Source organism: Streptomyces sp. NPDC056144 (assembly GCF_042264145.1).
In the GTDB taxonomy this organism is placed as follows: Bacteria; Actinomycetota; Actinomycetes; order Streptomycetales; family Streptomycetaceae; genus Streptomyces.
Genome location: NZ_JBHJVF010000005.1, coordinates 566,513 through 591,875 on the forward strand (window position 1 = coordinate 566,513; position 25,363 = coordinate 591,875).

Sequence of the window (25,363 nt, forward strand, 5' to 3'; positions counted from 1 at the left end):
GGGAGGGGCCGTCCCCGTACCCGTACGACATGCCGAGCCCCGCCCGCCCCCCTACGCTCGGGTCCATGCCCCGCCGCCACATCCACGTGACCGGCGCAGCCGAGGCTCCGCTGCGGGCCGCCCTGCGCGCACTGCGTACCGAGCTCGCGATCCCCGACGCCTTCCCGCCGGCCGTCCTCGCCGAGGCCGAGGCCGCCGCGAAGAACCCCCGCCTCCCCGCGCACGACGCCACCGACCTCCCCTTCGTCACCATCGACCCGCCGACCTCCACCGACCTCGACCAGGCCATGCACCTGGCCCGCAGGGCCGACGGCGGCTACCGCGTGCACTACGCCATCGCCGACGTCGCCGCCTTCGTCGCCCCCGGATCCGCGCTCGACGCCGAGGCCCACCGGCGGGTCCTCACCCTCTACTTCCCCGACGAGAAGGTCCCCCTCCACCCCGCCGTCCTCTCCGAGGGCGCCGCCAGCCTCCTCCCCGGCGAGACCCGGCCCGCCCTCCTCTGGCGGATCGACCTCGACGCCGAGGGCCGGCGGGTCGCCACCGACCTGCGCCGGGCCCTCGTCCGCAGCCGCGCCAAGCTCGACTACGCGGGCGTGCAGCGGCGGATCGACGACGGCACCGCCGAGGAGCCGCTCGCGCTGCTCCGCGAGATCGGCCGCCTCCGCGAGGCCCTCGAAGCCGAGCGCGGCGGGATCTCGCTCAGCGTCCCCGAGCAGGAGATCGTCGAGCGGGACCACACCTACTCCCTCGCGTACCGGGCGCCCCTGCCCGCCGAGGGCTGGAACGCGCAGATCTCGCTCCTCACCGGCATGGCCGCCGCCGACCTCATGACCGCCGCCGGGACCGGCATCCTGCGCACCCTCCCCACGGCCCCCGACGGCGCGGTCGCCCGGCTCCGCCGCTCCGCGCAGGCCCTCGGCGTCGAATGGCCGCACCACGTCTCGTACGCCGACGTCGTCCGCCACGCCGACCCCGCCAATCCGCGCCACGCGGCCTTCCTCCAGGAGTGCACGACCCTCCTGCGCGGCGCCGGGTACACGGTCTTCACCGACGGGCACGTGCCCAGCCCGGCCGTCCACGCGGCCGTCGCCGACGAGTACACGCACTGCACCGCGCCGCTGCGGCGGCTCGTCGACCGGTACGCGGGCGAGCTCTGCGTCGCGGCCGTCGCGGGCGACGAACCGCCCGAGTGGGTACGGGCCGCGCTGCCCGCCCTCCCCGACGAGATGGCGGCGGGCTCCCGCCGGGCCAACACCGTCGAGCGCGAGAGCGTCGACATCGTGGAGGCGGCGCTGCTGCGGGACCGGGTCGGCGAGATCTTCGACGCGTACGTGATCGACGTGAAGGAGCGCGAACCGGCCGTCGGCACGGTCCACCTGGACGACCCGGCGGTCGTCGCCCGGATCGCGGGCGGCGAGGCGCGGCTGCCGCTGGGGGAGTGGGTGCGGGTCAGGCTCGCGGAGGCGGACCCGGGGTCGGCGAAGGTGCTGTTCGCCCCGGCGTGAGGTCCGGTGCGTGGTCCCGTGCGAGGGCGTCTCGCAGAGCGCGTACGAGCGTCCGCGGGTCGTCGGCGTGCACCCGGACCAGGGACACGGGCCGGGGCGCGCCGAGCAGCCGGGGCGCGTCGACGGGCTCGGCCAGCTCGATCGTGACCGTCGTCTGGGACCCGACGGCGAGGTTCAGCTCGCCCTCCGCCTTCTCGTGCGTGAACAGCGACTCGTGACGGACGGCCGAGACCAGCCGGAGCGGTACGAGGACGTCGACGTGCGCCGCCTGCCGCAGCCGCAGGACGTCGCCGGTGAGCGTGTGCGGGCGGGTCACGGAGGCCGCGTGGAGGCCGAGGACGAAGAGCACGGTGTAGACGTCGAGGACGAGGACGACGGCGTGCACGGCCGGCCAGTCGGAGAGCAGGTACGACATGCCGACCGTCTCGACGAGGCACACGAACGCGAAGCCGTACATCAGGGCGGCCTGGTCGCGGGCGTGCGGGAACACCCGGTCGGCGCCCCCGACCCCGTGCGGCCGCCGGGCGACCCACCGGCCGAGGCTCGTCATGAGCCGCAGCTCGTGCCCGACGAGGCGGAGCACGTTCTCGGGCACGAGCTCGCCGAGCGCCTGACGGGCGGAGAGCCCGCGCCGCCGGAGCCGGAGGAAGACGGTCGCCTCGACGAGCAGCAGCCCGAGGACGACCGCCTCCCCGGCGAGCAGCACGGCGGCGGGTACGCGCACCCCCGCGAGCAGGCAGACGAAGAGCACGAGCTCGGCGGGCAGGGCGGCGTAGGCGACGGCACGAAGCCCCTTCAGGAGGGGGCCGCGGGAGGTCACGGTCACCGGTGTCTCCTCTCCGCCACGAGGGCGAGGGCGCGCCGCACGGCGGCGGACTGGGCGGGGGCCAGGTCGGCGAAGAAGGCCTCGGCGAGCCCGCCGGAGCCCTCCGGGGGAAGCTCGACCGCCAGGGCGTCGGGAAGGACGGCGGCGAGGGCCCGGGCGGCCTCGTCCACCCGGGGGTCGTCGGGCGGGGTGTAGGCGAGGGCGTCGAGGAGCGCGTACAGCTCCGTCGCGCTCCCCGAGACGTCCCGCATCAGCCGCATCAGCTCGACGCGCTCGTCCTCGGGGACGACGGTGTCGAGGAGGGCGAGGATCTCCCGGTCCTTCGCGGCCATCGGCGACTCGGAGAGCTCGCCGAGCCCCGCGAGCAGCGCGGCGAGCTCGGGCGACACGGGCCCGTCGGCGGGCAGCCGCCCGGCACGGGCCTCGACGAGCAGCGGGGCGAGCCGCGCGCGCCGCTCCCGGATGACGGCCTCCTGCCGCCGCAGGTCCTCGTCCAGCTCGTCGAGGACCTCCACGAGCCCCCGCCCCGCGTCGTCCGCGAGCACCCCGCGCACCTCGTCGAGCCCGAGCCCGAGCTCGGCGAGCCGCCGGATCCGCGCGAGCAGCACGGCGTCCCTGACCCCGTACTCCCGGTACCCGTTGGCCAGCCGCGGCGGCTCGGGCAGCAGCCCCGCCTGGTGGTAGTGCCGCACGGCCCGGGGGGTGACCCCGACGAGTGCGGCGATCTCGCCGATACGCATGGGGCCAGTAGAAACCCTGACGTTGCGACAAGGTCAAGCGAGGGCTCCGGCGCCGTCCCCCGATCTTGTGCCACGATCGGGGGAACGACCCCGATCACAGGGACGGCGGGTGCCTCGATGTCCGACGATCACGACATGACTGCCATGCCGCACGCACCACTCACGCAGGCCGACGGCCTGCTGGAGGGCTTTCTGGCGCTGGACACGCCGGAGGGCTTCCGGGCGGAGCTGATCGAAGGGGAGATCGTCGTGGCGCCGCCGCCGGACGGGGACCACGAGGACTACATCGGACTGATCGTCGGGCAGGTGTACCGGCGGTCGCAGACCGAGATGCAGTTCGCGGGAAACAAGGGCCTGACGCTGAAGGAGACGCCTGGCGCCCCAAGAGATCACGTCATCCCGGACGGCACGTTCGCACCGCTGGCTCAGCGCCTGTACCGAGGAGCGGAGCCGTGGATGCCGTGCGCCGGGGTGACGATGGTCCTGGAGGTGACCTCCAGGCGGCCGAACGCCGACCGCGACGTCAAGCGCCGCTGCTATGCCCGTGGCGGCATCCCTCTCTACCTCCTGGTCGACCGGGACACGTCCACGGTGACGCTCTTCACCGACCCCGAGAACGGCGACTACCGCGAGCTCCACGGGGTGCCCTTCGGCAAGGCACTCACCCTCCCCGCCCCCTTCGCCTTCGACCTGGAGACGGCCGACTTCCTCTGAATCACGCATCGTGGATCGGCAGGTAGCATGGCCGTACGGCAGACGAGCCGGGCGGGCGGCCGCGTGGAGATCCTCGGATCTTCCCGAGGAACGTCCGGGCTCCACAGAGCAGGGTGGTGGCTAACGGCCACCCGGGGTGACCCGCGGGACAGTGCCACAGAAAACAGACCGCCGGGAGCTTCGGCCCTCGGTAAGGGTGAAACGGTGGTGTAAGAGACCACCAGCGCCTGAGGTGACTCAGGCGGCTAGGTAAACCCCACTCGGAGCAAGGTCAAGAGGGGACACCTCGGTGTCCCTGCGCGGATGTTCGAGGGCTGCTCGCCCGAGTCCGCGGGTAGACCGCAGGAGGCCGGTGGCAACGCCGGTCGTAGATGGATGGCCGTCGCCCCGACGACCGCGAGGTCCCGGGGTACAGAACCCGGCGTACAGCCCGACTCGTCTGCCCTTCGCTTGGGAAAGGGCCCCTGACCAGGGGCCCTTTTCGCGTGTCCGGGGCCGGTTGTCCGGGGTCAGTGGTCGCCGGGGACCGCGCGCCAGGAGCCCGCCGCCCTGGCGGCGGGCGGGCGGCTCCAGCGGGCGGCCGTGCGGTCGGGGCGCGGGGTGGTGCGCCGTGGGGGTTCCTGCTGGAGGCTCGCCAGGAGTGCGGCGGTGACCGCGGCGACCTCCTCCGGGGTCGGGTTGCCGTTGAGGATCCGTACGGGGCGGACGGGGGCGGCGGTGGACTCCGTCGGGTGCGGCGGCAGCGGGAAGGGCGTCGATGCGGGCATGGGCGGTGGCCTCCTGTGCGTACGGGACGGGAAGGTCGGGCAGGTCGGGAGGGACGGGAAGCCAGACCTAGTCCCGGGCCGGAGGGCCGGACAAGCCCCTTAGGGGGGCGCGCGGGTCAGACGGCCGACTCCGGAAGCTGCTTCCAGAGGATCCGGAGGACCCCGTTCACCACGAAGACCGCCGCGAACGCCGCCGCCCATCCCGTTCTCCCCGTCGCCGCGAGCGCCGCCGCGGAGCTGCCGAACCACAGCACTTCGAGGACGAAACGGCCCGCCCGGCGCGCCGGGTGACGGGCCTTCGGGGAGCCGAACAGGGCCCACACGGCGATGAGGACGGCGGGCGCGCCGACGCCGAGGAGGAGTTTCACCGGCCATGTGTCGCCGGTGTGGACGCCCCACAGGACCGACGCGGCGTACACCGCGAGCTCCAGCAGGAACATCACCAGCATGTTGACGGCTTTGAGGGACGCGAGCACGACGGGACTCCAGGGGAGGGGCGGGCGGCGGTGTGTGGGGGTGCCGCCCATCCTGGCCTGTCGTGGACCCGTCAGGCCAGGATTTCCACCCGCCACTGCGGCTCGCGCTCGTCCGTGCGGAGGACGACGGGCTTCGGGAGCAGGGAGCGGTCCTCGAAGAGGTCGCGGCCCAGGGGCAGGCCGTTCTGGTCGATGACGTAGAGGCCGGCGTCGAGGTCGTCGAGGCCGGCGATCGTCCGGACGCCGCCGTCCGGCTCCACGCGCTGGAGGCGCCAGACGGAGGCGGGGGAGTCGTCGGGGCGGACGGCCACCGGGGCGCGCCCGGTGCCCTCGGAGAGGGGGGCGGTCTCCGCGACGATCGTGTCCTCGGTGCCCTTCGCGGTGAACCGGAACCCTCCGTCGGCCTCGCCGACCGCCCACTCCACGGCCTGTTCCCGGTGGGTGAGGAGGCCGACCACCCGGCCGTCGAGGACACCGACCGGTGCCCCCTTCGCGTACAGCTTCACGACCTTGACGATGTCGGACATCGAGCCTCCCGTACGTAGCGAACGCGGACATGTGCGCCGATCCTGCCCGTACGGGGACGGGCCGGGCCACTGAACACGCGCGCCGGGCGGGACGCTACCCCCGGCCGATGTACGGCATGGCCGTCGCCATCACCGTCGCGAACTGCACGTTCGCCTCCAGCGGCAGCGCCGCCATGTGGACCACCGTGGCCGCCACGTCCGCCGCGTCCATCACCGGCTCCGCCGCCAGCTGCCCGTTGGCCTGGAGGATGCCGGTCTGCATACGGGCCGTCATCTCCGTGGCCGCGTTGCCGATGTCGAGCTGGCCGCAGGCGATCCGGTACGGGCGGCCGTCGAGCGACAGGGACTTCGTGAGGCCCGTCATCGCGTGCTTCGTCGCCGTGTACGCGATCGAGTGCGGGCGCGGCACGTGCGCGGAGATCGAGCCGTTGTTGATGATCCGGCCGCCCTGCGGGTCCTGCTCCTTCATCGTCCGGAAGGCGGCCTGCGCGCAGAGGAAGGCGCCCGTCAGGTTGACGTCGACGACCGCGCGCCAGGTCTCCGGGTCCAGGTCCTCGACGGGGGTGCCGCCGCCGGCGAACGTCCCCGCGTTGTTGAAGAGGAGGTCCACGCGGCCGTGGCGGTCGCGGACCGTCGAGAAGAGGGCCGCGACCTCCGCCGCCGACGTGACGTCGGTGGGCACGCACAGGAAGTCGCCGTCCGGCGCGAGCGCGGCCGTCTCCTCCAGGGCCGCCGCCCGGCGCCCGGCGAGCGCCACCGACCAGCCCGCCGCCGCCAGCGCCAGCGCCACACTCCGGCCGATCCCCGAACCCGCTCCGGTCACCACTGCGATGCTCATGGGCGGGGAGCGTACGCGAGACGGGTGCGGGGGGAAATCACCTGTCCGAGACGTGAACAGCCTGCTCGGAGGGGTAGCGGACGCCGATCCGCTCCCGTACCGCGTCGAGTGTCCGCATCACCGCGAGCGAGCCGTCGAGCGGGACGAGCGGCGACTCGGTGTCGCCCGCGCGCAGGGCCCGCACGACCTCGGCGGCCTCGTGCCGGAAGGAGTGCGGGTCGTCCGTGGCCGTGAACTCCTCCGGCTCCCGGCCGGGCCGGTGCAGGACGAAGCGCTCGGGGAAGAAGAAGCCGCGCGGGATGTCGATCCGGCCCTCCGTGCCCGTCACGGACGCCGTCAGCGGGGTGTCGGCGACGAGCGAGCAGGACAGCAGCGCCGAGGCGCCCGACTCCCAGCCGAGCAGCATGCCCGTGTTCAGGTCGACGCCCTCCGGCGAGAGCAGCGCGTGGGCCTGTACGGAGGAGGGCTCGCCGAGCAGCAGGTGCGCGAAGGACACCGGGTAGACCCCGAGGTCGAGCAGCGCGCCGCCGCCCACGGCGGGGTCGCGCAGCCGGTGGTCGGCGGCGAAGGGGCCGGGGAGGCCGAAGTCCGCCTGGACCGTGCGGACCTCGCCGATCGCCCCGCCGCGCACGAGCTCCGCGAGCCGGAGGACCAGCGGGTTGCAGTACATCCACATGGCCTCCATGAGGAAGAGGCCGCGGTCCCGGGCGAGGGCGACGAGCTCCTCGGCCTGTCCGGCGTTGAGGGTGAGGGACTTCTCGCAGAGCACCGCCTTCCCCGCCTCCAGGGCGAGGCCGGCCGCCTCGCGGTGGGCGTGGTGCGGGGTCGCGACGTACACCACGTCGACCTCGGGGTCGGCGACGAGCCCGGCCCAGTCCCCGTACGCCCGCGGTATCCCGAACCTGTCCGCGAAGGCCTTCGCGGAGGCCTCCGTGCGGGAGGCCACCGCGACGGTCTCGGCGCCGTCGAGCGTCGCCAGGTCCGTCGCCATCCGCTCGGCCACACCGCCGGTCGCGAGGATTCCCCAGCGCACCTTCTGACTCATGTCCCCACCCGTTCCCACGTTCCTCGGAGGTCTCGACCACTCCTGTCGAGCTGAGAGCATAGGGAAAGATTCAACGAAATGGAGCGGTTGATGCCGAAGATCGGCCAGGAAGCAACAGAGGGATCAACACAAGGGCACATAACCGAAAGTGTTTCGGAGGCCGGAGCCGCCTCGGGCGACTCCGTCTCGGGCGACTCCGTCTCGGGCGACTCCGCCACCCGGCGCACCGGACTCCTGGTCACGCTCGTCCTCGGCGGCCTCACGGCCCTGCCCCCGCTCTCCATGGACATGTACCTGCCGGCCCTGCCGGAGGTCACCGGCGCGCTCCACGCACCCGCCGCCACCGTCCAGCTCACGCTGACCGCCTGCCTCGCCGGCATGGCCCTCGGCCAGCTCGTCGTCGGCCCCATGAGCGACAAGTGGGGCCGCAGGCGCCCGCTGCTCGTCGGCATGGTCGTGTACGTCCTCGCCACCGCCGTCTGCGCCCTCGCCCCCACCGCCGACCTCCTCATCGGCTTCCGGCTGCTCCAGGGCCTCGCGGGCGCCGCCGGCATCGTCATCGCCCGCGCCGTCGTCCGCGACCTCTACGACGGCGTCGAGATGGCCCGGTTCTTCTCCACGCTCATGCTGATCTCCGGCGTCGCGCCGATCGTCGCGCCCCTCGTCGGCGGCCAGATCCTGCGGATCACCGACTGGCGGGGCGTCTTCCACGTCCTCGCCGTCATCGGAATCCTCCTCACCCTCGTCGTCTGGCGCTTCCTCGGCGAGACCCTGCCGCCCGAACGCCGCCACGAGGGCGGGGTCGGCGACGCCCTGCGCACGATGCGCGGCCTCCTCGCCGACCGGACCTTCACCGGCTACGTCCTCACCGGCGGCCTCTCCTTCGCCGCCCTCTTCGCCTACCTCGCCGCCTCGCCCTTCGTCGTCCAGGAGATCTACGGCGCCTCGCCGCAGACCTTCAGCTTGCTCTTCGGCCTCAACTCGGTCGGCCTGATCGCCGCCGGACAGGTCAACGGCAAGCTCCTCGTCGGCCGCGTCAGCCTCGACAAGGTCCTCGCCTGGGGCCTCGCCGTCATCCTCCTCGCCGCCGTCGCCCTGCTCCTCATGACCAGCGGCGTCTTCGGGAACGTCGGCCTCGTGCCCGTCGCCGCCGGACTCTTCGTCCTCATGACCGCGATGGGCTTCACCCTCCCCAACTCCAACGCCCAGGCCCTCATGCGCACCCCGCACGCCGCCGGCTCGGCCTCCGCGCTCCTCGGCACCTCCTCCTTCCTCGTCGGCGCCATCGCCTCCCCGCTCGTCGGCATCGCGGGCGAGCACACCGCCGTCCCGATGGCCGTCGTGCAGCTCGCGAGCGCGGTCCTCGCCGTCGCCGCCTTCCTCGGCCTGTGCCGCCCCTGGCGCGCCACCGCGCCTTCCGCCTGACGCGATGTGACGATCGGCCGCATGTGCCACTACTGCGGCTGCCGCGACATCCCGCTGATCAAGGAGTTCATCGCCGAGCACGAGGCGGTCACCGACCTCGCCGGGGACGCCGTACGCGCCCTCGACGCCGGGGACCGGGCCCGCGCGGGGGTCCTCGTCGAGAAGATGGCCGTCCTGCTCCTCGCCCACTGGGCGGGCGAGGAGGGCGGCCTCTTCGCCGTCATGCGGGAGAACGAGGAGTACCGGGAGTACGTCGACGCCCTCGCCGCCGAGCACCGGGAGCTCGCCGCCTTCCTGGCCCGCCTTGACCTCGAATCGGCCGAGCAGCGGGCCGCGTTCCGGAAGGCCGTCGACGAGCTCCACGAGCACATCGCGAAGGAGGAGGACGGCCTCTTCCCGGCCTCCCTCACCGAGCTCACCGGCGAGCAGTGGAACCTCTCCTTCGCCGCCTGGAGCGCCGTCCACGGCGGCGGGACCCCGACCTGAGAGCGCCGCCTAGACTGGATCGGTGAACGCCTCCGCTCCCTCCGCCGACTCCCTGCGCGCCGCCCTCGCCGGGCTCCTCGACGGGCTGCCGCCCAGCCAGGCGGCCCGCGCCGTCGAGCGGCTGATCGCCAACTACCGGGGCACCACCCCCACGGACGCCCCCGTGCTGCGCGACCGCTCCGACGTCGCCGCGTACGCCGCGTACCGCATGCCGGCGACCTTCGAGGCGGTACGGGGCGCACTCGGCGCCCTCCGGGACGCGGCGCCCGAGTGGGCACCCGCCACGCACGCCGATGTCGGCGGCGGCACCGGCGCGGCGAGCTGGGCCGTCGCCGAGGCCTGGGCGGAGGCGCCGCCCCGGACCACCGTCACCGACTGGGCCGAGCCCGCCCTCGCCCTCGGCCGCGAACTGGCCAAGGGTGCCTTCGACGCCGAGTGGCGGCGCGAGCGCATCGGCACCGCGCTGCGGCTCCCCGACACGGACCTCGTGACCGTCTCGTACGTCCTCAAGGAGCTCACCGAGGCCGACAGGGCCACGCTCGTCGCCGAGACGGCCCGCGCCGCGCAGGCCGTCGTGATCGTCGAGCCCGGTACCCCGGACGGCTACGAGCGGATCATCGCCGCCCGCACCCGGCTCGTCGACGCCGGCTTCACCGTCGCGGCGCCCTGCCCGCACAGCGGTGCCTGCCCGATCGCGCCCGGCACGGACTGGTGCCACTTCTCGGCGCGGGTCAGCCGCTCCTCGCTGCACCGGCAGGTGAAGGGCGGCTCGCTGCCGTACGAGGACGAGAAGTACGCGTACGTGGCCGCCGCCCGGTTCCCGGTGACCCCGGCGGTCTCCCGGATCACGCGCAGGCCGCAGATCCGCAAGGGCCTGGTCCAGTTCGACGTCTGCGGGCCCGACGGGCTCGGCCGCGAGACGGTCACCAAGCGCCACGGGTCCCTCTACAAGCAGGCCCGTGACGCCGAGTGGGGCGACTCCTGGCCGCCGGCGGACGAGGACTAGTCGCGCAGCTCCTGGGTGCAGCACTTCACGCTGCCGCCGCCCTTGAGGAGCTCGCCCAGATCCATCCCGACCGGCTCGAAGCCGCGGCGGCGCAGGGGCTCGAAGAGCCCGACCGCCGCCTGCGGCAGCAGCACGTGCAGGCCGTCGCTGACCGCGTTGAGGCCGAGCGCCGCCGCGTCCTCCTCCGTCGCGACCAGCGCGTCGGGGAAGAGCCGTTCGAGGACGGCCCGGCTGCCGGGGGAGAAGGCGCCTGGGTAGTACATGACCTCGTCGCGGGCGTCGTCCAGGACGCAGAGCGCCGTGTCCAGGTGGTAGTAGCGCGGGTCCACCAGCTCCAGGGTGATCACCGGCCGGCCGAAGAACTCCTGCGCCTCGCCGTGCGAGAGCGGGCTGGAGCGGAAGCCGTGCCCGGCGAGGATCCAGGACGAGGTGACGGCGAAGTCGCCCTCGCCCTCGTTCACGTGCTCCGGGGCCCGCACGGCGTCGTCAGGCCAACCGTTCCTGCGGAACCAGGACAGGTGCGCGGCGGCCTCGTCGGCCCGCTCCGGATGGGCGAACCGCGCGCCGAGGACCCGGCCGTCGACGACCGTGGCGCCGTTCGCGGCGAAGACCATGTCCGGCAGCGCCGGGTCCGGGGTCAGGAGCTCCACGGTGTGGCCGAGCGCGCGGTAGCGGTCGCGCAGGTCCTCCCACTGGGCGAGGGCGAGCGGCAGGTCGACCGGTTTGGTGGGGTCCATCCACGGGTTGATGGAGTACGTCACCGTGAAGTGCGCGGGTGGGCACATCAGATAACGGCGGGGCGAGGAAGTGCGCGGAGTGGGGCGCAAAGGGGGCTCCTCACGGACGGGCTGACGGAAGAACCGAGGATCGGTGGACCCCATGGTCCGCTCTCGACCCGGTTTGTGCAGTGGACCGTTCGGGTGGTTCGACCGACGCACACGCGAGCGAGACGATGCGTCTCGCCATCCTGCTAGATTCAGGCCATGCCCGATGCCAAGACCCCCGACGCCAAGACCCCCGACGCCAAGGCCCCCGACGCCTCCCGCCGCAGCGAGCGCTCCCGCCGCGCCATCTTCGACGCCGCCCTCGCCCTCGTCGCCGAGACCGGCTACGCGAAGACCACCATCGAGGGCATCGCCGCCCGCGCCGGCGTCGGCAAGCAGACCATCTACCGCTGGTGGCCCTCCAAGGCCGCGGTCCTCCTCGACGCCTTCCTCGACCTCGCTCGGCAGGCCGACGAGGCCCTCGGCGGGGACGCCGGGAGTGAGATCCCCGACACAGGAGACCTCGCCGCCGACCTCCGGTACGTGCTCCGCGCCACCGTCGACGAGTTCAACGACCCCACCTACGACGCCCCGACCCGCGCCCTCGCCGCCGAGGGGATCGTCGACCCCGAGCTCGGCGCCCGCTTCACCGAGGCCCTGCTCGAACCCCGGCTCCAGTACTACGTCCGCCGCATCGAGGCAGCTCAGGCCGCCGGGGACGTCGACCCGGGGGCCGATCCGCGGCTCGCCGCCGAGCTCCTCGTCGGCCCTCTCCACCACCGCTGGGTCCACCGCACCCGGCCCCTCACCCACGCCTACGCCGACGCCCTCGTCGACCAGGTCCTGCGCGGTCTCGCCCCCAGGGCGTGAACACACCGCGCACACAGGTTCCCCACCCCGGTTCCGCACTCCGGTCACCCGAGGAGCAGGATGGTGGGACCATGGGCAGAGCCGAACGGGCGAGCAAAAGCTGTGAGGGGATAGATGGGCGACGGCATCGGCCGCTACCGCGGCACGGAGAGCAAACTCGCACAGTGGCTGCGCCGGCGCCCCAAACGCGGCGCGGCCGGGGACCAGAACGACCGCGAGAAACTGCTCCTGGCCGTCGCCGCCGCCGGGCTGCCCCTGGCCCCCGCCGCGTACCCCGTGGGCTACAGCTGTTCCTGTGAGCGGATCGGCTGTCCCACCCCCGCCCGGCACCCCGTCTCCTTCGCCTGGCAGACGCAGTCGACCACCGACCGCGCGCAGATCGAACGCTGGGCCCGCAACGAGCCCCAGGCCAACTTCATCACCGCCACCGGCATGGTCCACGACGTCCTCGACGTGCCGCTGGCCGCCGGCCGCGCCGCCCTGGAGCGCCTCCTCGCCGAGGGCGTCGAGGTCGGCCCCGTCGCCGAGTCCGCCGACGTCGACACCTTCGGCGGGCGCATGCTGTTCTTCACCGCCACCCGCGGCACCCCCGAGGACGAGGACGAGTGGTGGCCGTGCGAGCTGGACTGCCACCCCGAGACGATGGACGAGCACCCGGGCCTGCGCTGGCACTGCCGCGGCAGCTACGTCCTCGTCCCCCCGGCCCGGCTTCCCGGTGACGAGGACGACCACCCGGTCGTCGCCTGGGTCCGCGGCCCCGAGCACCCCCTGCCGGACCCCCTGAACCTCCTGGAGACCCTCCAGGACGCCTGCGCCCGCCACGTGGCCGCACGGGAGGCCGAGGGCGACGGCGCCCACCCGGCCCACGAGATCGCCTGGCCGCTGACCCGCTGACCCGCTGACGCCCCGGCCCGCCCGACCCGCGCTCAGAACCAGTGCAGGCAGTGCGGCGGACGCTCCGCGCCGAAGACGGCGTCGGTGAGCGCGGCCGCGCCCGCCCGGTGCGCCGTGACGTGCCCGGCGCGGACCAGCGTGCTCGGAGCCGTACCGCCGAGGTAGACCGAGCCCAGGTCCCGGATGTCCAGGGACAGATCCGGCTCCCGGTCCGTCGGGACGCAGTCCGCCCTGCCGTCCCTGACGGTCAGCAGATGACGGCCGTGCTCGCCGAGGAACGGGTCGTCGACGTCGAGGACGAGCTCCCCGTCGGCCACGTAACGGCGCGCGGTCAGCGCGCGCGGGACGTCGAGCAGCCGCACCCAGAGCCAGTCGGTCACGTCGTTCACCGTCCCGGCCCGGAAGTCGGCGAACTGCCAGCGCAGCGGATGCCCCGGCGGGACGTGCCGGAAGACGACCCGCTCCACCAGGTCGTGGCCGAGGACGAACCGGGCCAGGGCCGTGAAGACGGCGTCGTCGGTCGTGACGGTCTCCTCCACCTTCAGCGTCTGGTCGTCCCCGATCGTGTAGACCGCGTACCCGTCGGCGACGCCCTCGGCGTCCCGGTGGACGGCGATGTAGCGTTGCGCCCGCGAGACCGGGGGCTGGCCCGCGCCCAGAGCCCACCAGCGGGGCGGCCGGGACAGCGCGCCGGGCGTCGCGCGGCGGTACCGGTCGTAGACCTCCTCCAGGAGCTCTCCGCAGTCGGAGCGCCGCAGGAGCTCGACCGTCCCCGTGTCCGGGGTCTCCCCGGCCCGGGGCAGCGCCAGGGCGGCCTGATGGCGCGGGACCGTCAGCCGTTCCGTGTACGTGGCGGGGCCGTAGCCGTAGCGCCCGTAGATCGTGGCTTCGGAGGCGAGGAGCACGGAGAGGAACTCCCCGTCCGCCCGCAGGTCTTCGAGCTGCTGCCGCATCATCGCGGAGAGCACGCCCCGGCGCCGGTACGAGGGGATGACGCCGACGGCGGAGACACCGGCGGCGGAGGCCACCGCCCCGCCGGGCAGGGTCAGTTCGAAGGCGTACGTGCCGGCGGTGCCGACGGGCCGCAGCCCGTCCTTGGCCGTCGCGTCCTCGGCGACGGCGAGCAGGCAGCGGTCCAGGTCGAGCGCCGCCCACCAGACCCCGCCGCCCTCCGCGTCCGGGGTCTCGGGGAAGCGGCCGAAAGCGGCGTGGAGGGTGTCGACGAAGGCGTCGCGGTCCTGTTCGGAGGCAGGGCGAATATGCGTGGTCACAGGGCACAGTGCAGCGCCGGCGCCCCCACCGGGCAACCGATTTAGCCGGGCCCGGAGTTCACGAGCCCTGCGCGCCCACGATCCCCTGGAGCCGGCCCGTGATCACGACGCCGTCGCGGTCGGTGCCCGCCGGCTTCACCAGGGCCACCTGGTTCGACACCCACTCCTTGGTGACGGTGTTCTTCACCGTGCCTTTGAGGAGCGCCTTCACGTCCGGCTCGACCCTCGGCCGGTAGCCCGTCGCCGCCGTCTGCCGCTCGAAGTAGCGGGTCGCGAAGAAGACGAACGCGCCGCCGTCCTTCGTCCGCAGCCCGAGCGGCGCGAAGTCGCCCTGGTCGGCGGCGCGGTCGACGTACTGGGTGGCGAGCGCGGGCCGCTTGGCGGCCTTCGCGCGCTGCTCCCGCCACTGGGAGGTGTGCGGTCCGGGGGCGTACGGCCCCGGGGCCCCGTCCTTGAGGTAGGCCGCGTACCGCGTGCCGAGCTGGGCGGGCGGGACGGCGAGGGTGTCGGTGTCCGCGGCGACCGGCACCGCATACCCGTCCTCCTCCGCGAAGGCGGGCACGGCGGAGGGGGTCACGATGGCGAGGTGGGCCGCTTCCCACAGCTGGTGCGGCCCGTTGCGGACGAAGACGAGGAGCCAGCGCTGGTCGCCGGGGCCCTGGTCGACGTCCGTGTTCGTGTCCGCGTCCGCGACGAACCAGCGCGGCCAGCCCGTCGTGCGGGGCACGACGAACCGCGCGTCCGTCAGCGCGAGGGGGCGGTGGTCCTTGTTGCCGCCGGGGGAGGTGGCCGCGCGGGAGCGCAGGCCGGCCTGGTTGATCTCGCCGAGCGGACCGGTGACCCGGCCCGCGTCGAGGGCCGGGTCGTAGGCCTTGTCGGCCGCGTTGTAGGCGGTCGTGAAGTCGGCGAGGGCCTGAGCCGCCTCGCCCCGCTCGACCGCGGGCACGAGCGCGAGCTCGCCGTGGACGGTGACGCAGCCGCTCGCGGTCAGCGCGAGGGCGGTCGCCGCCGCCGTCGCGCCCACGGCCCTGACGGATCGTGCGGTCAGCCGCGCACGCGTGTCACGCGCTCGTCTCGGCGCTCGCCGCAGCCTCAGCCTTCTCATCGGTCGCCTTCTGCTTCTTCTCCCGCACGGACGGACCCGACCCTATCGGGACCAGGAACAGCACGAGCGTCGGGATCAGATACAGCGCCCACACCGTGACCTGAAGGACCGTCGGGTCGGGCTGGAAGTTGAAGACGCCCTTGAGGAGCGTGCCGTACCAGCTGTCCGGCGGGATCGTCGCCGAGACGTCGAAGGCCTTGTCGGCGAGCCCGCCGAGGAAGCGCGCCTCCTGGAGGTCGTGGACGCCGTACGCGAGCACGCCCGCCGCCACCACGACCAGCATGCCGCCGGTCCAGGTGAAGAACTTCGCCAGGTTGATCTTCAGCGCGCCCCGGTAGAAGAGCCAGCCGAGCAGGACCGCCGTGAGCAGGCCGAGGAGGACGCCGATCAGCGGCCCCCACGAGCCGCCCTCGCCGTTCTCCGAGGCTGCCCGCACCGACGCCCACACGAACAGCGCCGTCTCCAGGCCCTCGCGGCCGACCGCGAGGAACGCGGTCGCGACCAGCGCGCCCGTGCCCATCTGCAGCGCCGCGTCCAGCCTGCCGTGCAGCTCGGCCTTGAGGTGCCGGGCCGTGCGCTTCATCCAGAAGACCATCCAGGTCACCAGGACGACCGCGATGATCGACAGCGTGCCGCCGAGCAGCTCCTGCGCCTCGAAGGTCAGCTCCTGCGAGCCGAACTCCAGGCCCGCGCCGAACGCGAGCGCGACGCCGACGGCCACGCCGATACCGGCCCAGACCGGCTTGAGCGCGTCCCTGCGCCCGGTCTTCACCAGGTAGGCGATGAGGATACAGACGACGAGGCTGGCTTCCAGACCCTCGCGCAGACCGATCAGATAGTTACCGAACACGTCGGCTTCCCTCCACGAAGTGCGTACGGCGACGTGTGTGCGTCACGAGAACAGAGCCCGGCCCCACCAGTCGTCCTTGTCCCGGACGCCCGGCGGGATCGCGAACAGCGCGGAACCCACGTGCTGGATGTACTCGTTGAGGGCGTCGGCCCGGCCCAGCGCCGTCTGCACCGGGATGAAGCCGGTACGGACGTCCTTCTGGTACGCCAGGAAGAACAGGCCCGCCTCCAGGCGGCCGAGACCGTCCGTGCCGTCCGTGAAGGAGTAGCCGCGGCGCAGCAGCGTCGCCCCGTTGTTGCTGTCCGGGTGGGCGAGGCGGACGTGCGAGTCCGGCTTCATCGCCTTGAGGAACGGCTCGTCGTGCTCCTTGGCCTTGCCGACGGGCGCGCCCTCGCGCTTGTCACGGCCGAAGATGTCCTCCTGCTCGGCGAGCGGAGTGCGGTCCCACGTCTCGACGTTCATCCGGATGCGGCGGGCGACCAGGTACGAGCCGCCGTCCATCCACGCGGCCGGACCCTCGGCGTCCTTGCCGGACACCCACACGTGCTTCGCGAGCCGGTCGGTCTCGGTGCCCGCGATGTTCCGCGTGCCGTCCTTGAAGCCGAAGAGGTTGCGCGGGGTCTGGGCGTCCGGGGTCGTCGAGGACGTCTTGCCGAAGCCCAGCTGCGACCAGCGCACCGCGACCTTGCCGAAGCCGATCCGCGCGAGGTTCCGGATGGCGTGCACGGCGACCTGCGGGTCGTCGGCACAGGCCTGCACGCACAGGTCGCCGCCGCTGCGCGCCGCGTCCAGGTTGTCGCCCGGGAACTTGGGCAGATCCACCAAGGCCCCGGGCCGCTTGTCCTTCAGCCCGAACCGCCCGTCGAAGAGCGAGGGGCCGAAGCCGATGGTGAGGGTGAGACGGGAGGGCTTGAGGCCGAGGGCCTCGCCGGTGTCGTCCGGCGGCGCCTCCGGCAGACCGCCGTACGCGCCGTCGCCGACCTCGGCGCCGGCCGTCATCCGCTCGGCGGCGCGCGTCCAGTCCTTGAGGAGCTGGACCAGCTCCGCGCGGTCCTTCGTCGTCACGTCGAAGGAGGCGAAGTGGAGCCGGTCCTGCACGGCGGTGGCGATGCCGGCCTGGTGCGGGCCGTGGAAGGGCACGGCGCCGCCGCTGTCGGCGACGGGCGCGGTGGCGTCGCCGTCGCGGGTGATCACGGCGGCGGCCCCGCCGGCCGCGACGGCGCCGAGCGCGAGCCCGGCTCCGGCCGCGGCGATGACCTTGCGGCGCGAGGGAGCGGTGGCCGCCGCCTGCTCCCGGGTCCCGGTCTCCTCGGACATGTCCGTGTCCTCGCCTTCCCTACCCTCGTCCGACGACTACTTGACGACCGCGGCGGCGAGCTTGGAGAGCGGCTCGGCCAGCGCGTTGACGCCGTCCGACAGCTCCTTGCGCTCGGCCTTGCCGACCTTGTCGTACGAGGTGAAGTCGTAACCGGTCTTGTCGGCGCGGTACTTGTCGAGCAGCGTGTTGAGAGCCGCGAACTGCTTGTCGAGGTCGGCGACGAGCTTCGGGTCGTTCTTCGAGGCGACCGGCTTGAGCAGCTCGAAGGACTTCTGCGCGCCCTCGACGTTCGCCTTGAAGTCGACGAGGTCGGTGTGCGAGTACCGCTCCTCCTCGCCGGTGACCTTGCCGGAGGCGACCTCGTCGAGGAGCTCCTTGGCGCCGTTGGCCATCGAGGTCGGGGTGATCTCGGCCTTGCCGACGCGCTTCACCCAGTCCGCGAGGTCCTTGTCGAGGGTGTCGGCGAGCTGCTTCTCGCGCTCGGTGATCTTCTTGTCCTGCCAGAGCGCCTTCTCCAGGCGGTGCCAGCCGGTCCAGTCCTTCGCCGGGTCCTGGCCCTCCTCCAGGCCGTCCTCGCGGACGTCGACCTTCGGGTCGATGTCGCCGAAGGACTCGGCGACGGGCTCGGTGCGCTCCCAGCCGATGCGGGACTCGGCGTACGCCTTCTTGGCGGCCTCGACGTTCCCGGCGCGGACGGCGTCGGTGAAGACCTTCACCTTGGGGAGGGTCTCGTCGGCCTGCGCCTGCACGTACTGGCGGTACGAGGCGACGGCGGCGTCCATCTCGGGGGAGCGCTTGGCGGTCGAGGCGCCCGCGCCGGTCAGCTTGACCGGCTTGCGGATGCCCTCGCCGACCATGCCCGGCTTGCAGGCGATCGTGTAGTCGCCGGCCTTGATCTCGGCGGTGATGGTGGCCTTGGTGCCGGGGCCGATGTTCTCGCGCTCGGTGACGATCCGGTCGTCCGGGTAGAGGACGTAGACCTCGGTCACCTTCGAGCCGCGGTTCTCGACGGCCAGCGTCACGTGGCCGGCCGGGAACTCGGTCTTCGACACCTCGCAGGAGTCGTCCTTGGCGACGACGGTGATCGCGCCGTCCTCCGCCTTGGCGTCGCTCTTCTCGGCGCAGCCCGTGACGGCGGTCAGAGCGGCCGCGGTCGCGGCTGCGGTGACGACGGAGAGGCGGACGGCTCGCATGAGGGCTCCAGAAGGCGGGGGAGGGACGGCATCGGACTGAGGCGGACCTAACTTAACCGAGGCTTACCTTGGCTATACCCGCCCGTCCAGTGATTCACCTCTCAGCCCCGGCGGCTCGGACACAGGCGGATCACAGGGATCTCATGACCGCCTCATGGACGGGTCAAGGACTGGTCAAGTGGGGCGATTCGTCCCTTTCGTGAGGGCGTGTCGGAGGCGGGGCGGCGTGGGCCGGCGGCGGGCCGGTGTGGGCCGGCGGAGGGCCGGCGTGGGTCGACGAAGGGTCGTCGGTGGACCGGCGGCGCGTCGGTACGACGAGGGGGACCCCGGTCCGCGGGTGCGGGAACACCTCCACCGGCTGTCGGTAGACCCGGCTCAGCAACTCCGCGCCCAGCACCTCCCCGGGCGGCCCGTCCGCCGCGATCCGCCCGCCGTGCAGCACCGCGACCCGGTCCGCGTACGCCGCCGCGAGCCCCAGGTCGTGCAGGACGACGACCACCGCGTCCCCCGCCGCCGCCCGCTCCCGGCAGACCCGCAGCACCAGTTCCTGGTGGCGCAGGTCGAGCGCGGCCGTCGGCTCGTCGAGCAGCAGGAGCCCCGCCCGCTGCGCCAGGACCCGGGCGAGCGCGACCCGGGCCCGCTCGCCGCCCGAGAGCGCGGAGAACGGCCGCGCCGCGAAGGCCCCGACCCCGGTCGCCGCCATCGCCGCGGCCACCGCCGCCTCGTCCTCGGTCTCCCGCCCGGTCCCGGCCCACGGCGCCCGGCCCATCCGTACGACCTCTTCCACCGGGAAGGGGAAAGCGAGCGCGGCGGCCTGCGGCAGGACGGCCCGGCGCAGGGCGAGTTCCCCGGCCGGCCGGCGCCCGGCGGGCATCCCCCCGATCCGTACCTCTCCCGCGTCCGGCACCAGGTCGGCGGCGAGCGCGGCGAGCAGCGTCGACTTCCCCGCCCCGTTCGGCCCCACCAGGGCGAGGACCTCCCCTGCGCGCACCTCGATCCCGACGCCGTCGAGCACCGTCCGCCCGCCGAGCGAGACCCGCAGCCCGACGGCCTCGGCGACGAGCGCCCCGCGCGGGACGGGAGAGGGCAGCGCCCGGGCCCGCCGGCCGGCCGCCAGGGACCGGACCAGGGACCGGACCAGGCCCTGGAACCGGCCCCGGACCCGGCCTCGGAGACGTACGGACTTCGTCATGCCCAACCACCTTGCTTGCGACGGGTCCTGCGCAGCAGCCAGAAGAAGAACGGGCTGCCGATGAGGGCGGTGAGGACGCCCAGGGGGAGTTCGGCGGGCGCCGCGACCGTACGGGCCGCCAGGTCGCCGGCCACGAGGACCACCGCGCCGCCGAGCGCGCTGCCCGGCACGAGGAAACGGTGGCCGGGGCCGTGCGCCATCCGCAGCAGATGCGGCACGAGCAGCCCGACGAAGGTGATGATCCCGGCGACCGCCACCGCGGCGGCGGTGAGCAGCGCCACCACCAGGACCAGCGCGAGCCGCAGCCGCTCCACGTCCACGCCCAGGTGCCGGGCGGGCCGTTCGCCGAGCGCGAGCAGGTCGAGACGGCGGGCGTGGAAGGGGGCGACGGCGAGACCGAGGAGCGCGCAGGGCAGGACGGCGAGGACCTTGGGCCAGGTGGCCTGGGCCAGCGAACCGAGCTGCCAGAAGGTGATCTGGGTGAGCTGCGCGTTGTCGGCGAGGAAGACGAAGAGGCCGATGAGGGCGCCGGCGAAGGCGTTCACCGCGATGCCCGTGAGGATCAGGGTCACCACCTCCGTACGGCCGCCGGAGCGCGACATCGCGTACACGACGAGCACGGTCAGGAGCCCGGCGGCGAAGGCGCAGACCGTCACCGTCCAGTTCCCGAGGAAGGTGAGGCCGAGCGAGATCGCGCCCACCGCGCCGACCGCCGCCCCCGCCGAGATGCCGATGACCCCGGGTTCGGCGAGGGGGTTGCCGAACACGCCCTGCGTGAGGGCGCCCGCGCAGCCGAGCGAGGCGCCGACGAGGACGGCGAGGACGACGCGGGGGAACCGGATGTTCCACAGGACGCTCTCCGCCGTGCGGTCGAGCGCCTGGCCGCCGAGGCCGAGCCGGTGCTGCACCGAGGCGAGGACATCGCCGAGCGGGATCCCGTACGCGCCGACGCCCGCGGAGAGGAGGGCGAGGAGGAGCAGCGCGGCGAGGAGGGAGGCCGTGAGGAGGGCGGTGCGGGTGCGTCGGGGCTTGGCCGGGACGGGTGTCGGCGGGGCTTCGCCGGTCTGCGTGCCCCCTTCGGCCGGCGCGGTCCTCGGGCCGCTCTGGAGAACCGTCACTTCCCCTCCCCGTACAGCTGGTCGACGAGGGAGGCGAGGACCTGGTCGGTGCGCGGGCCGTAGTTCAGGAGGACCCCGTCGTCGACGGTGACGATCCGGCGGTCGGCCCCGGCGGGGGTCTGGGCGACGCCGGGGAGCGCCACGAGCCCGTCGGCCCCGCCGACCGAGGCGAGCCCCTTGCTCATGACGAGGATCGCGTCCGGCGCGGCCTGCGCGAGGGCCTCGCTGGTGAGGGGGGTGAAGTCCTTCGTCAGGCCCGACTCCTTGCCCGCGTCGACGGCGCCGGCCGCTTCGAGCAGCGAACTCGCGCCCGACCCGGCCCCGCCGAGCAGATAGACGGCGGCCGAGCCCCGGACGTAGAGGAAGGCGACGCGGGGCTTCCCGGCGTGGGCGGGGACCGTGCTCCGTACGGCCTCGACGCGGGCCTCGGTGCGCTGCCCCAGCGCCGTACCGGAGGCGGGGACGCCGAGGGCGGCGGCGACGGCGTCGATGCGGGCGCCGACGTCCGTGAGCTCCTTCGCGGGCTTCACGACGACGACCGGGATCCCCGCGTCGCGGATCTGGGCGACGGCCTCGGCGGGGCCGGTGGTGGACTCGGCGACGACGACCGTGGGCCGCAGGCTGAGCACGCTCTCGGCGGAGACGTCGTGCCCGCGGGTCACCACCGGGAGCTTCGCGGCCTGCTCGAAGGTGGCGGTGATGTCGCGGGCGACGACGTTCCGGCCGAGACCGAGGGTGAAGACGATCTCGTTGAGGGAGCCGCTGAGCGGGACGATCCGCTCGGCGGAGGCGACGGTGACCGAACGCCCTTCGGCGGTGCGGACCGTGACGGGGAGTCGGGGCGCGGCGGGGGCGGCGAGCGGCTCGACGCGGTCGGCGGGGGCGGTGGTGGCCGTGGTGGTCCCGGCGGCGGGCGCCTTGCCTTCGCTTCCTCCGCCTTGGCCCCCGTCTCCGCCTTGGCCTCCGCATCCGGTCGCCGTGAGGGCGAGCGCGAGCACCGCTGTCAGCGCTCCCGCGAGGCGAGTTCTGCGCACCGGGCACCGTCCTGTTCTTGTCGGTTGGCAGTTTGCTTAGGTTAGCCTTACCTTACTTTCCGGTCCACGCCGCCCCCTGGAAGGGGTCCCATGCTGCTGTCCAGATCCGCCCGCGCGCTCGCCGTGAGCCTCCTCGCGGCCCTGCTCGCCACCCTGGTCCCGGCCCCCGCCGCCCACGCGGCCGGCCGGACGGTGCAGGGCGGACGGCTCGACTGGGGAATCAAAACCTCCTTCCAGAGCTACGTCACCGGGCCCGTCGCCCAAGGGAGTTGGGGGCTCACCGGCGGCGCCGCCACGGTCGGCGGCAGCCAGTTCCGCTTCCACTCCGCGCAGGGCTCGTACGACCCCGGAACCGGCGCCTTCGAGGCCGCCTTCTCCGGCGGAGTCCGCTTCACCGGCCACCGCGCGGCGGACGGCACGAACGAACTGGACCTCACCATCAGCCGCCCCCGGATCGTCATCCAGGGCGGCGGGGGCACCCTCTACGCCGACATGGCGAGCAAGGCCAAGGGCAGCGGACGCGTGACCACCTCGGCCGGGGTGCCGCTGGCCACGCTGGACCTCGGCTCCGTCGACATGCGCGGCGGCACGAGCCCCGTCGCCCTGACGGGCGTCCCGGCCACGCTCACCGCGCAGGGCGCGACGGCGTTCGCCGGGTACTACCCGGCGGGGACGGCGCTCGACCCGATCAGCCTGAGCGTGGACGTCCTGACGCCGAAGGCGCCGGAGACGCCCAAGACGTCGGAGGTGCCGGCAGCGCCGAAGGCGGCCCCGACCACTCAGGTGCCCACGAGCCCGTCACCCGCGGCGAGTTCGCCGTCCCCGGCGATTCGCGCGGCCGCCGTGGACTGGGGAGTCCGCCGCACCTTCCGCGAGTACGTCTCCGGGGCCGTCGCCCAGGGGAAGTGGACCCTCGCGGCCGGCGCCCAGGACGGCGGCGCGCTCTTCCGCTTCCCGGACGGCAAGGGCACGTACGACCCGGCCCGGCACGACCTCGACGCGGCCTTCGCGGGCAGCCTCCGCTTCACCGGCGCCCACCTCGACCTCACCCTCGACAAGGTCACCGTGAAGGTGACCGACGGCAAGGGCACGCTCGGCGCCGACGTCACCAGCTCCGGGAAGGTCACCAAGGCCGTCCCCCTCGTGACCTTCCCGGCCCCCGGCCTCGCCCCGAAGAACGGCCTCGCCGCCGTCACCGAGGCCCCCGCCACCCTCACCGAGGCGGGCGCCAAGGCCTTCGGCGGGATGTACAAGGCGGGGACGGCGATGGACCCGGTCTCGCTCGCCGTCGCCGTCGACGCCACGGTGCGGCTGCCCGCGCTCCCGGACCTGGGCAGCGACGCGAAGGCGGCCACCCCGTCGGCCCCCGCGACTTCAGGGACCGCCACCCCCGCCGCCCCTGCCGCGGCCTCCGACTCCTCCGACTCCTCTTCCTCGGCCACCGGTACGTACCTCGCGACCGGCGCGGGTGTGCTCCTCGCCGCCGCGCTCGCGGTGCTCTTCGCCGTACGCCGCCGTCGCCGTACCGGCACCCCCACCCCCACGTCCACGAACTGACCTTCGCGCACCACCTAGGAGAACCCCCGACATGGCCACCCCCCTGCGCCGATCCGTCACCCTCGCCGCCGCCGTCGCCACGGCCGCCGCCCTCGGCACGGGCGCCGTCGCCCTCGCCCTGCCCGCCGCCGCGGCCGACGCCGCACCCCCGATGACGCTGAGCGACGGCACCCTCGACTGGGGCATCAAGCAGTCCTTCCGCTCGTACCTGGCCCAGCCCTTCGCCCACGGCAGGACCACCCTCGACGGCGGGGCCCGCCAGGCACCGGACAACGGCGCCTTCACCTTCGTCGAGGGCACCGGCACCTACGACACGGCCACCCACGCCACCGCCAACTCCTTCAAGGGCGGCGTCCGCTTCGAGGCCCACTCCGGCGCCCTCGACATCCGGATCTCGGACGTCCGGCTGACGACGAAGGGCTCGGCGGCGCCGACCGGCGAGATCCTCGCCGACGTCGTCACCAAGGAGAAGGACGGCACGTTCAGCACCCGCGAGGACATCGCCTTCGCCGCGCTCGACATGACGGCGGTCCGGCCGTCCCAGGGAGCGGGCGGCGCCATGGTCTTCAAGGACATACCGGCGAAGCTGACGAAGGACGGCGCGGCGGCGTTCGCCGGCTTCTACAAGGAGGGCGACGCGCTCGACGCGGCCACGCTCACGGTGAAGGCGGGCGCGAGGCCGACGACCCCGCCGACCACGCCTCCGACGACCGCTCCCACCACAGCCCCGCCCACCACGCCTCCGACGACCCCGCCCACGACCGCTCCCACCACCGCCCCGCCGACCACGCAGCCGCCGACGACTCAGCCCCCGACCACGCAGCCTCCGACCACCCCGCCGGTCACCCCGACCAGCCCGGCCCCCACGACCACCTCGCCGGTCCCGCCGACCACCTCGGCCCCGACCGCCACCACCACGCCCTCCGAAGACCCCGCCGGTGTCGTCAACGGCCGACTGACCTGGGGCGTGAAGGAGAGCTGGCAGCGGTACGTCGGCGAGATGTGCGGCGGTACGGTCACGGCCTCCGGCGGCGCCGTGAAGCGGGGCTCCGCCTACGACTTCGGCTTCGTCAAGGCCGACCTCGACGCCGAGGCCCGCAAGGCCGAAGCCGCCTTCTCCGGCCGCCTCGCCTTCGCGTGCTCCGCGCACGGCATCGACTGGACCATCGGCGACCTGAAGGTGACGGCGAACGGCACCACCGGCACCCTCACCGCCGACGTGACCTCCGCCCAGGGGACCCGTGACGACGTGGCCTTCGCCGACCTGGACCTGACGAAGGCCGACTGGTCGGCGAAGGACGGGCTCGTCACCCTCGCCGGCATCCCGGCGAAGCTGACCGAGGCCGGTGCCGCGACCTTCTCCGCCCCGGGCGGCCAGGGCGGGTACCCGGCCGGCACCCTCATGGACCCGGTGACCGTGACGCTGGCGGCGTCGCAGGACGCCGAACTGCCCACGGCGTCGCCCGCTGCCACGAGCGGAGGTACGACCGGCGGTACCACCGGCGGCGCGACCGGCGGTGCGACCGGCGGTGCGGCCGTTGGTACGTCCGGCGGTACGGGCGCCGGGACGATCGGCGGGGCGGGGACGGCGGGCGGTGCGGGGGGTGCGCTCGCGGCGACCGGCTCGGGGGCACCGGCCGGGCTGCTGCTCGGTGCGTCCGGGGTGATTGCGGCGGCCGGTGGGGCGATGGTCATCGCGGTGCGGCGCCGCGCGATGGAGTCCTGACGGGTACGGGGTGGGGCGGGCCGGGGGCCGCTGCGCGGGGCCTTCACCCCACCCCGCCCCTTCCCGCAACCCGGGGCGCGGCCCCCCGCCCCCCCCCCCCCCCACCCCCCGCG

25 protein-coding genes and 1 other RNA gene are annotated in these 25,363 nt (G+C 73.9%); 10 read left to right on the plus strand and 16 right to left on the minus strand.

The window, feature by feature from the left end; translation table 11 throughout:
* Nucleotides 1-65 precede the first annotated feature (65 nt).
* A complete protein-coding gene (locus tag ACFC0Z_RS19170; RefSeq protein ID WP_376439058.1) occupies nt 66-1,508 on the plus strand; it encodes an RNB domain-containing ribonuclease in 1,443 nt (480 codons plus the stop codon).
* Here ACFC0Z_RS19170 and ACFC0Z_RS19175 read toward each other — a convergent pair.
* The gene (locus ACFC0Z_RS19175; protein WP_376439061.1) at nt 1,453-2,334 is read right to left on the minus strand and encodes a hypothetical protein; all 882 of its coding nucleotides are present in this window, start codon (nt 2,332-2,334) and stop codon (nt 1,453-1,455) included. The two genes, ACFC0Z_RS19170 and ACFC0Z_RS19175, sit on opposite strands and share 56 nt — an antisense overlap.
* Complete coding sequence (locus tag ACFC0Z_RS19180; RefSeq protein WP_376439064.1) at nt 2,331-3,074, minus strand: MerR family DNA-binding transcriptional regulator; 744 nt, start codon at nt 3,072-3,074, stop codon at nt 2,331-2,333. The genes ACFC0Z_RS19175 and ACFC0Z_RS19180 overlap by 4 nt, the downstream gene beginning before the upstream one ends.
* A gap of 135 nt (nt 3,075-3,209) precedes the next feature.
* On the opposite strand from ACFC0Z_RS19180, the gene ACFC0Z_RS19185 reads away from it, so the two are divergent.
* Nucleotides 3,210-3,788: a Uma2 family endonuclease gene (locus ACFC0Z_RS19185; RefSeq protein ID WP_376439067.1), complete on the plus strand. Its 579-nt coding sequence runs from the start codon at nt 3,210-3,212 to the stop codon at nt 3,786-3,788.
* Nucleotides 3,789-3,831: 43 nt separating this feature from the next.
* Nucleotides 3,832-4,230, plus strand: an RNA gene (rnpB, locus tag ACFC0Z_RS19190) — RNase P RNA component class A.
* 67 nt (nt 4,231-4,297) lie between these two features.
* On the opposite strand, the gene ACFC0Z_RS19195 is transcribed toward rnpB, so the two are convergent.
* The 5 genes from ACFC0Z_RS19195 to ACFC0Z_RS19215 form a co-directional block, all read right to left on the minus strand.
* A complete protein-coding gene (locus tag ACFC0Z_RS19195) occupies nt 4,298-4,555 on the minus strand; it encodes an acyl-CoA carboxylase epsilon subunit (RefSeq protein ID WP_376439070.1) in 258 nt (85 codons plus the stop codon).
* Between the two features lie 116 nt (nt 4,556-4,671).
* Nucleotides 4,672-5,031, minus strand: a complete 360-nt coding sequence (locus ACFC0Z_RS19200; RefSeq protein WP_376439073.1) for a YrdB family protein — start codon at nt 5,029-5,031, stop codon at nt 4,672-4,674.
* 71 nt (nt 5,032-5,102) lie between these two features.
* A complete protein-coding gene (locus tag ACFC0Z_RS19205; RefSeq protein ID WP_376439076.1) occupies nt 5,103-5,558 on the minus strand; it encodes a hypothetical protein in 456 nt (151 codons plus the stop codon).
* A gap of 94 nt (nt 5,559-5,652) precedes the next feature.
* On the minus strand, nt 5,653-6,396 hold the full coding sequence (locus ACFC0Z_RS19210; RefSeq protein WP_376439079.1) for an SDR family oxidoreductase: 744 nt from the start codon (nt 6,394-6,396) through the stop codon (nt 5,653-5,655).
* Between the two features lie 37 nt (nt 6,397-6,433).
* Nucleotides 6,434-7,441 carry a Gfo/Idh/MocA family protein gene (locus ACFC0Z_RS19215; protein WP_376439082.1) on the minus strand — a complete coding sequence of 336 codons (1,008 nt, stop codon included), beginning with the start codon at nt 7,439-7,441 and terminating at the stop codon, nt 6,434-6,436.
* A gap of 90 nt (nt 7,442-7,531) precedes the next feature.
* Here ACFC0Z_RS19215 and ACFC0Z_RS19220 point away from each other — a divergent pair, with 90 nt between their 5' ends.
* From ACFC0Z_RS19220 to ACFC0Z_RS19230, 3 genes are read left to right on the plus strand one after another with little or no spacing between them, the layout of a single operon-like run.
* Nucleotides 7,532-8,866, plus strand: a complete 1,335-nt coding sequence (locus ACFC0Z_RS19220) for a Bcr/CflA family multidrug efflux MFS transporter (RefSeq protein WP_376439085.1) — start codon at nt 7,532-7,534, stop codon at nt 8,864-8,866.
* Nucleotides 8,867-8,887: 21 nt separating this feature from the next.
* Nucleotides 8,888-9,352, plus strand: coding sequence for a hemerythrin domain-containing protein (locus tag ACFC0Z_RS19225; RefSeq protein WP_376439088.1), 465 nt, complete (start codon nt 8,888-8,890; stop codon nt 9,350-9,352).
* Between the two features lie 22 nt (nt 9,353-9,374).
* Complete coding sequence (locus ACFC0Z_RS19230; protein WP_376439091.1) at nt 9,375-10,358, plus strand: small ribosomal subunit Rsm22 family protein; 984 nt, start codon at nt 9,375-9,377, stop codon at nt 10,356-10,358.
* Here the strand turns inward: ACFC0Z_RS19230 and ddaH are convergent.
* Nucleotides 10,355-11,185: a dimethylargininase gene (gene ddaH / locus ACFC0Z_RS19235; RefSeq protein WP_376439094.1), complete on the minus strand. Its 831-nt coding sequence runs from the start codon at nt 11,183-11,185 to the stop codon at nt 10,355-10,357. The two genes, ACFC0Z_RS19230 and ddaH, sit on opposite strands and share 4 nt — an antisense overlap.
* Before the next feature lie 156 nt (nt 11,186-11,341).
* On the opposite strand from ddaH, the gene ACFC0Z_RS19240 reads away from it, so the two are divergent.
* Nucleotides 11,342-11,992: a TetR/AcrR family transcriptional regulator gene (locus ACFC0Z_RS19240; RefSeq protein ID WP_376439096.1), complete on the plus strand. Its 651-nt coding sequence runs from the start codon at nt 11,342-11,344 to the stop codon at nt 11,990-11,992.
* Between the two features lie 114 nt (nt 11,993-12,106).
* Entirely contained in the window at nt 12,107-12,886 is a 780-nt protein-coding gene (locus tag ACFC0Z_RS19245) for a bifunctional DNA primase/polymerase (protein WP_376439099.1), read from the plus strand.
* A 32-nt stretch (nt 12,887-12,918) separates the two neighbouring features.
* Here ACFC0Z_RS19245 and ACFC0Z_RS19250 read toward each other — a convergent pair whose 3' ends face one another.
* From ACFC0Z_RS19250 to ACFC0Z_RS19285, 8 genes are all read right to left on the minus strand, one after another.
* Entirely contained in the window at nt 12,919-14,157 is a 1,239-nt protein-coding gene (locus ACFC0Z_RS19250) for a GNAT family N-acetyltransferase (RefSeq protein ID WP_376439101.1), read from the minus strand.
* Between the two features lie 58 nt (nt 14,158-14,215).
* Nucleotides 14,216-15,262 carry a hypothetical protein gene (locus ACFC0Z_RS19255; RefSeq protein ID WP_376439102.1) on the minus strand — a complete coding sequence of 349 codons (1,047 nt, stop codon included), beginning with the start codon at nt 15,260-15,262 and terminating at the stop codon, nt 14,216-14,218.
* Entirely contained in the window at nt 15,219-16,112 is an 894-nt protein-coding gene (gene efeU, locus ACFC0Z_RS19260) for an iron uptake transporter permease EfeU (RefSeq protein ID WP_376439105.1), read from the minus strand. Before efeU ends, ACFC0Z_RS19255 begins: the two co-directional genes overlap by 44 nt.
* A gap of 42 nt (nt 16,113-16,154) precedes the next feature.
* On the minus strand, nt 16,155-17,429 hold the full coding sequence (gene efeB / locus ACFC0Z_RS19265; protein ID WP_376439107.1) for an iron uptake transporter deferrochelatase/peroxidase subunit: 1,275 nt from the start codon (nt 17,427-17,429) through the stop codon (nt 16,155-16,157).
* 36 nt (nt 17,430-17,465) lie between these two features.
* The gene (gene efeO, locus ACFC0Z_RS19270; protein ID WP_376439108.1) at nt 17,466-18,623 is read right to left on the minus strand and encodes an iron uptake system protein EfeO; all 1,158 of its coding nucleotides are present in this window, start codon (nt 18,621-18,623) and stop codon (nt 17,466-17,468) included.
* A 163-nt stretch (nt 18,624-18,786) separates the two neighbouring features.
* Nucleotides 18,787-19,815: a heme ABC transporter ATP-binding protein gene (locus tag ACFC0Z_RS19275; protein ID WP_376439111.1), complete on the minus strand. Its 1,029-nt coding sequence runs from the start codon at nt 19,813-19,815 to the stop codon at nt 18,787-18,789.
* Nucleotides 19,812-20,933 (minus strand): FecCD family ABC transporter permease, encoded by a 1,122-nt coding sequence (locus ACFC0Z_RS19280; protein WP_376439114.1) that lies wholly within the window; start codon nt 20,931-20,933, stop codon nt 19,812-19,814. Before ACFC0Z_RS19280 ends, ACFC0Z_RS19275 begins: the two co-directional genes overlap by 4 nt.
* Nucleotides 20,930-21,967, minus strand: a complete 1,038-nt coding sequence (locus ACFC0Z_RS19285) for a hemin ABC transporter substrate-binding protein (protein ID WP_376439117.1) — start codon at nt 21,965-21,967, stop codon at nt 20,930-20,932. The genes ACFC0Z_RS19280 and ACFC0Z_RS19285 overlap by 4 nt, the downstream gene beginning before the upstream one ends.
* A gap of 90 nt (nt 21,968-22,057) precedes the next feature.
* On the opposite strand from ACFC0Z_RS19285, the gene ACFC0Z_RS19290 reads away from it, so the two are divergent.
* Together ACFC0Z_RS19290 and ACFC0Z_RS19295 are read left to right on the plus strand one after the other, a co-directional pair.
* Nucleotides 22,058-23,524, plus strand: a complete 1,467-nt coding sequence (locus tag ACFC0Z_RS19290; protein WP_376439119.1) for an HtaA domain-containing protein — start codon at nt 22,058-22,060, stop codon at nt 23,522-23,524.
* Between the two features lie 31 nt (nt 23,525-23,555).
* Nucleotides 23,556-25,250, plus strand: a complete 1,695-nt coding sequence (locus tag ACFC0Z_RS19295; protein WP_376439122.1) for an HtaA domain-containing protein — start codon at nt 23,556-23,558, stop codon at nt 25,248-25,250.
* Nucleotides 25,251-25,363: the final 113 nt, after the last annotated feature.

What these genes read in the sequence shown, in the direction of transcription:
- ACFC0Z_RS19170 (WP_376439058.1), top strand. Translation starts at nt 66, where the DNA reads ATGCCCCGCCGCCACATCCACGTGACCGGCGCAGCCGAGGCTCCGCTG.
- ACFC0Z_RS19180 (WP_376439064.1), bottom strand. Translation starts at nt 3,074, where the DNA reads ATGCGTATCGGCGAGATCGCCGCACTCGTCGGGGTCACCCCCCGGGCC.
- ACFC0Z_RS19185 (WP_376439067.1), top strand. Translation starts at nt 3,210, where the DNA reads ATGACTGCCATGCCGCACGCACCACTCACGCAGGCCGACGGCCTGCTG.
- ACFC0Z_RS19195 (WP_376439070.1), bottom strand. Translation starts at nt 4,555, where the DNA reads ATGCCCGCATCGACGCCCTTCCCGCTGCCGCCGCACCCGACGGAGTCC.
- ACFC0Z_RS19205 (WP_376439076.1), bottom strand. Translation starts at nt 5,558, where the DNA reads ATGTCCGACATCGTCAAGGTCGTGAAGCTGTACGCGAAGGGGGCACCG.
- ACFC0Z_RS19210 (WP_376439079.1), bottom strand. Translation starts at nt 6,396, where the DNA reads ATGAGCATCGCAGTGGTGACCGGAGCGGGTTCGGGGATCGGCCGGAGT.
- ACFC0Z_RS19215 (WP_376439082.1), bottom strand. Translation starts at nt 7,441, where the DNA reads ATGAGTCAGAAGGTGCGCTGGGGAATCCTCGCGACCGGCGGTGTGGCC.
- ACFC0Z_RS19220 (WP_376439085.1), top strand. Translation starts at nt 7,532, where the DNA reads ATGCCGAAGATCGGCCAGGAAGCAACAGAGGGATCAACACAAGGGCAC.
- ACFC0Z_RS19225 (WP_376439088.1), top strand. Translation starts at nt 8,888, where the DNA reads ATGTGCCACTACTGCGGCTGCCGCGACATCCCGCTGATCAAGGAGTTC.
- ACFC0Z_RS19240 (WP_376439096.1), top strand. Translation starts at nt 11,342, where the DNA reads ATGCCCGATGCCAAGACCCCCGACGCCAAGACCCCCGACGCCAAGGCC.
- ACFC0Z_RS19245 (WP_376439099.1), top strand. Translation starts at nt 12,107, where the DNA reads ATGGGCGACGGCATCGGCCGCTACCGCGGCACGGAGAGCAAACTCGCA.
- ACFC0Z_RS19255 (WP_376439102.1), bottom strand. Translation starts at nt 15,262, where the DNA reads ATGAGAAGGCTGAGGCTGCGGCGAGCGCCGAGACGAGCGCGTGACACG.
- efeB (WP_376439107.1), bottom strand. Translation starts at nt 17,429, where the DNA reads ATGTCCGAGGAGACCGGGACCCGGGAGCAGGCGGCGGCCACCGCTCCC.
- efeO (WP_376439108.1), bottom strand. Translation starts at nt 18,623, where the DNA reads ATGCGAGCCGTCCGCCTCTCCGTCGTCACCGCAGCCGCGACCGCGGCC.
- ACFC0Z_RS19275 (WP_376439111.1), bottom strand. Translation starts at nt 19,815, where the DNA reads ATGACGAAGTCCGTACGTCTCCGAGGCCGGGTCCGGGGCCGGTTCCAG.
- ACFC0Z_RS19290 (WP_376439119.1), top strand. Translation starts at nt 22,058, where the DNA reads ATGCTGCTGTCCAGATCCGCCCGCGCGCTCGCCGTGAGCCTCCTCGCG.
- ACFC0Z_RS19295 (WP_376439122.1), top strand. Translation starts at nt 23,556, where the DNA reads ATGGCCACCCCCCTGCGCCGATCCGTCACCCTCGCCGCCGCCGTCGCC.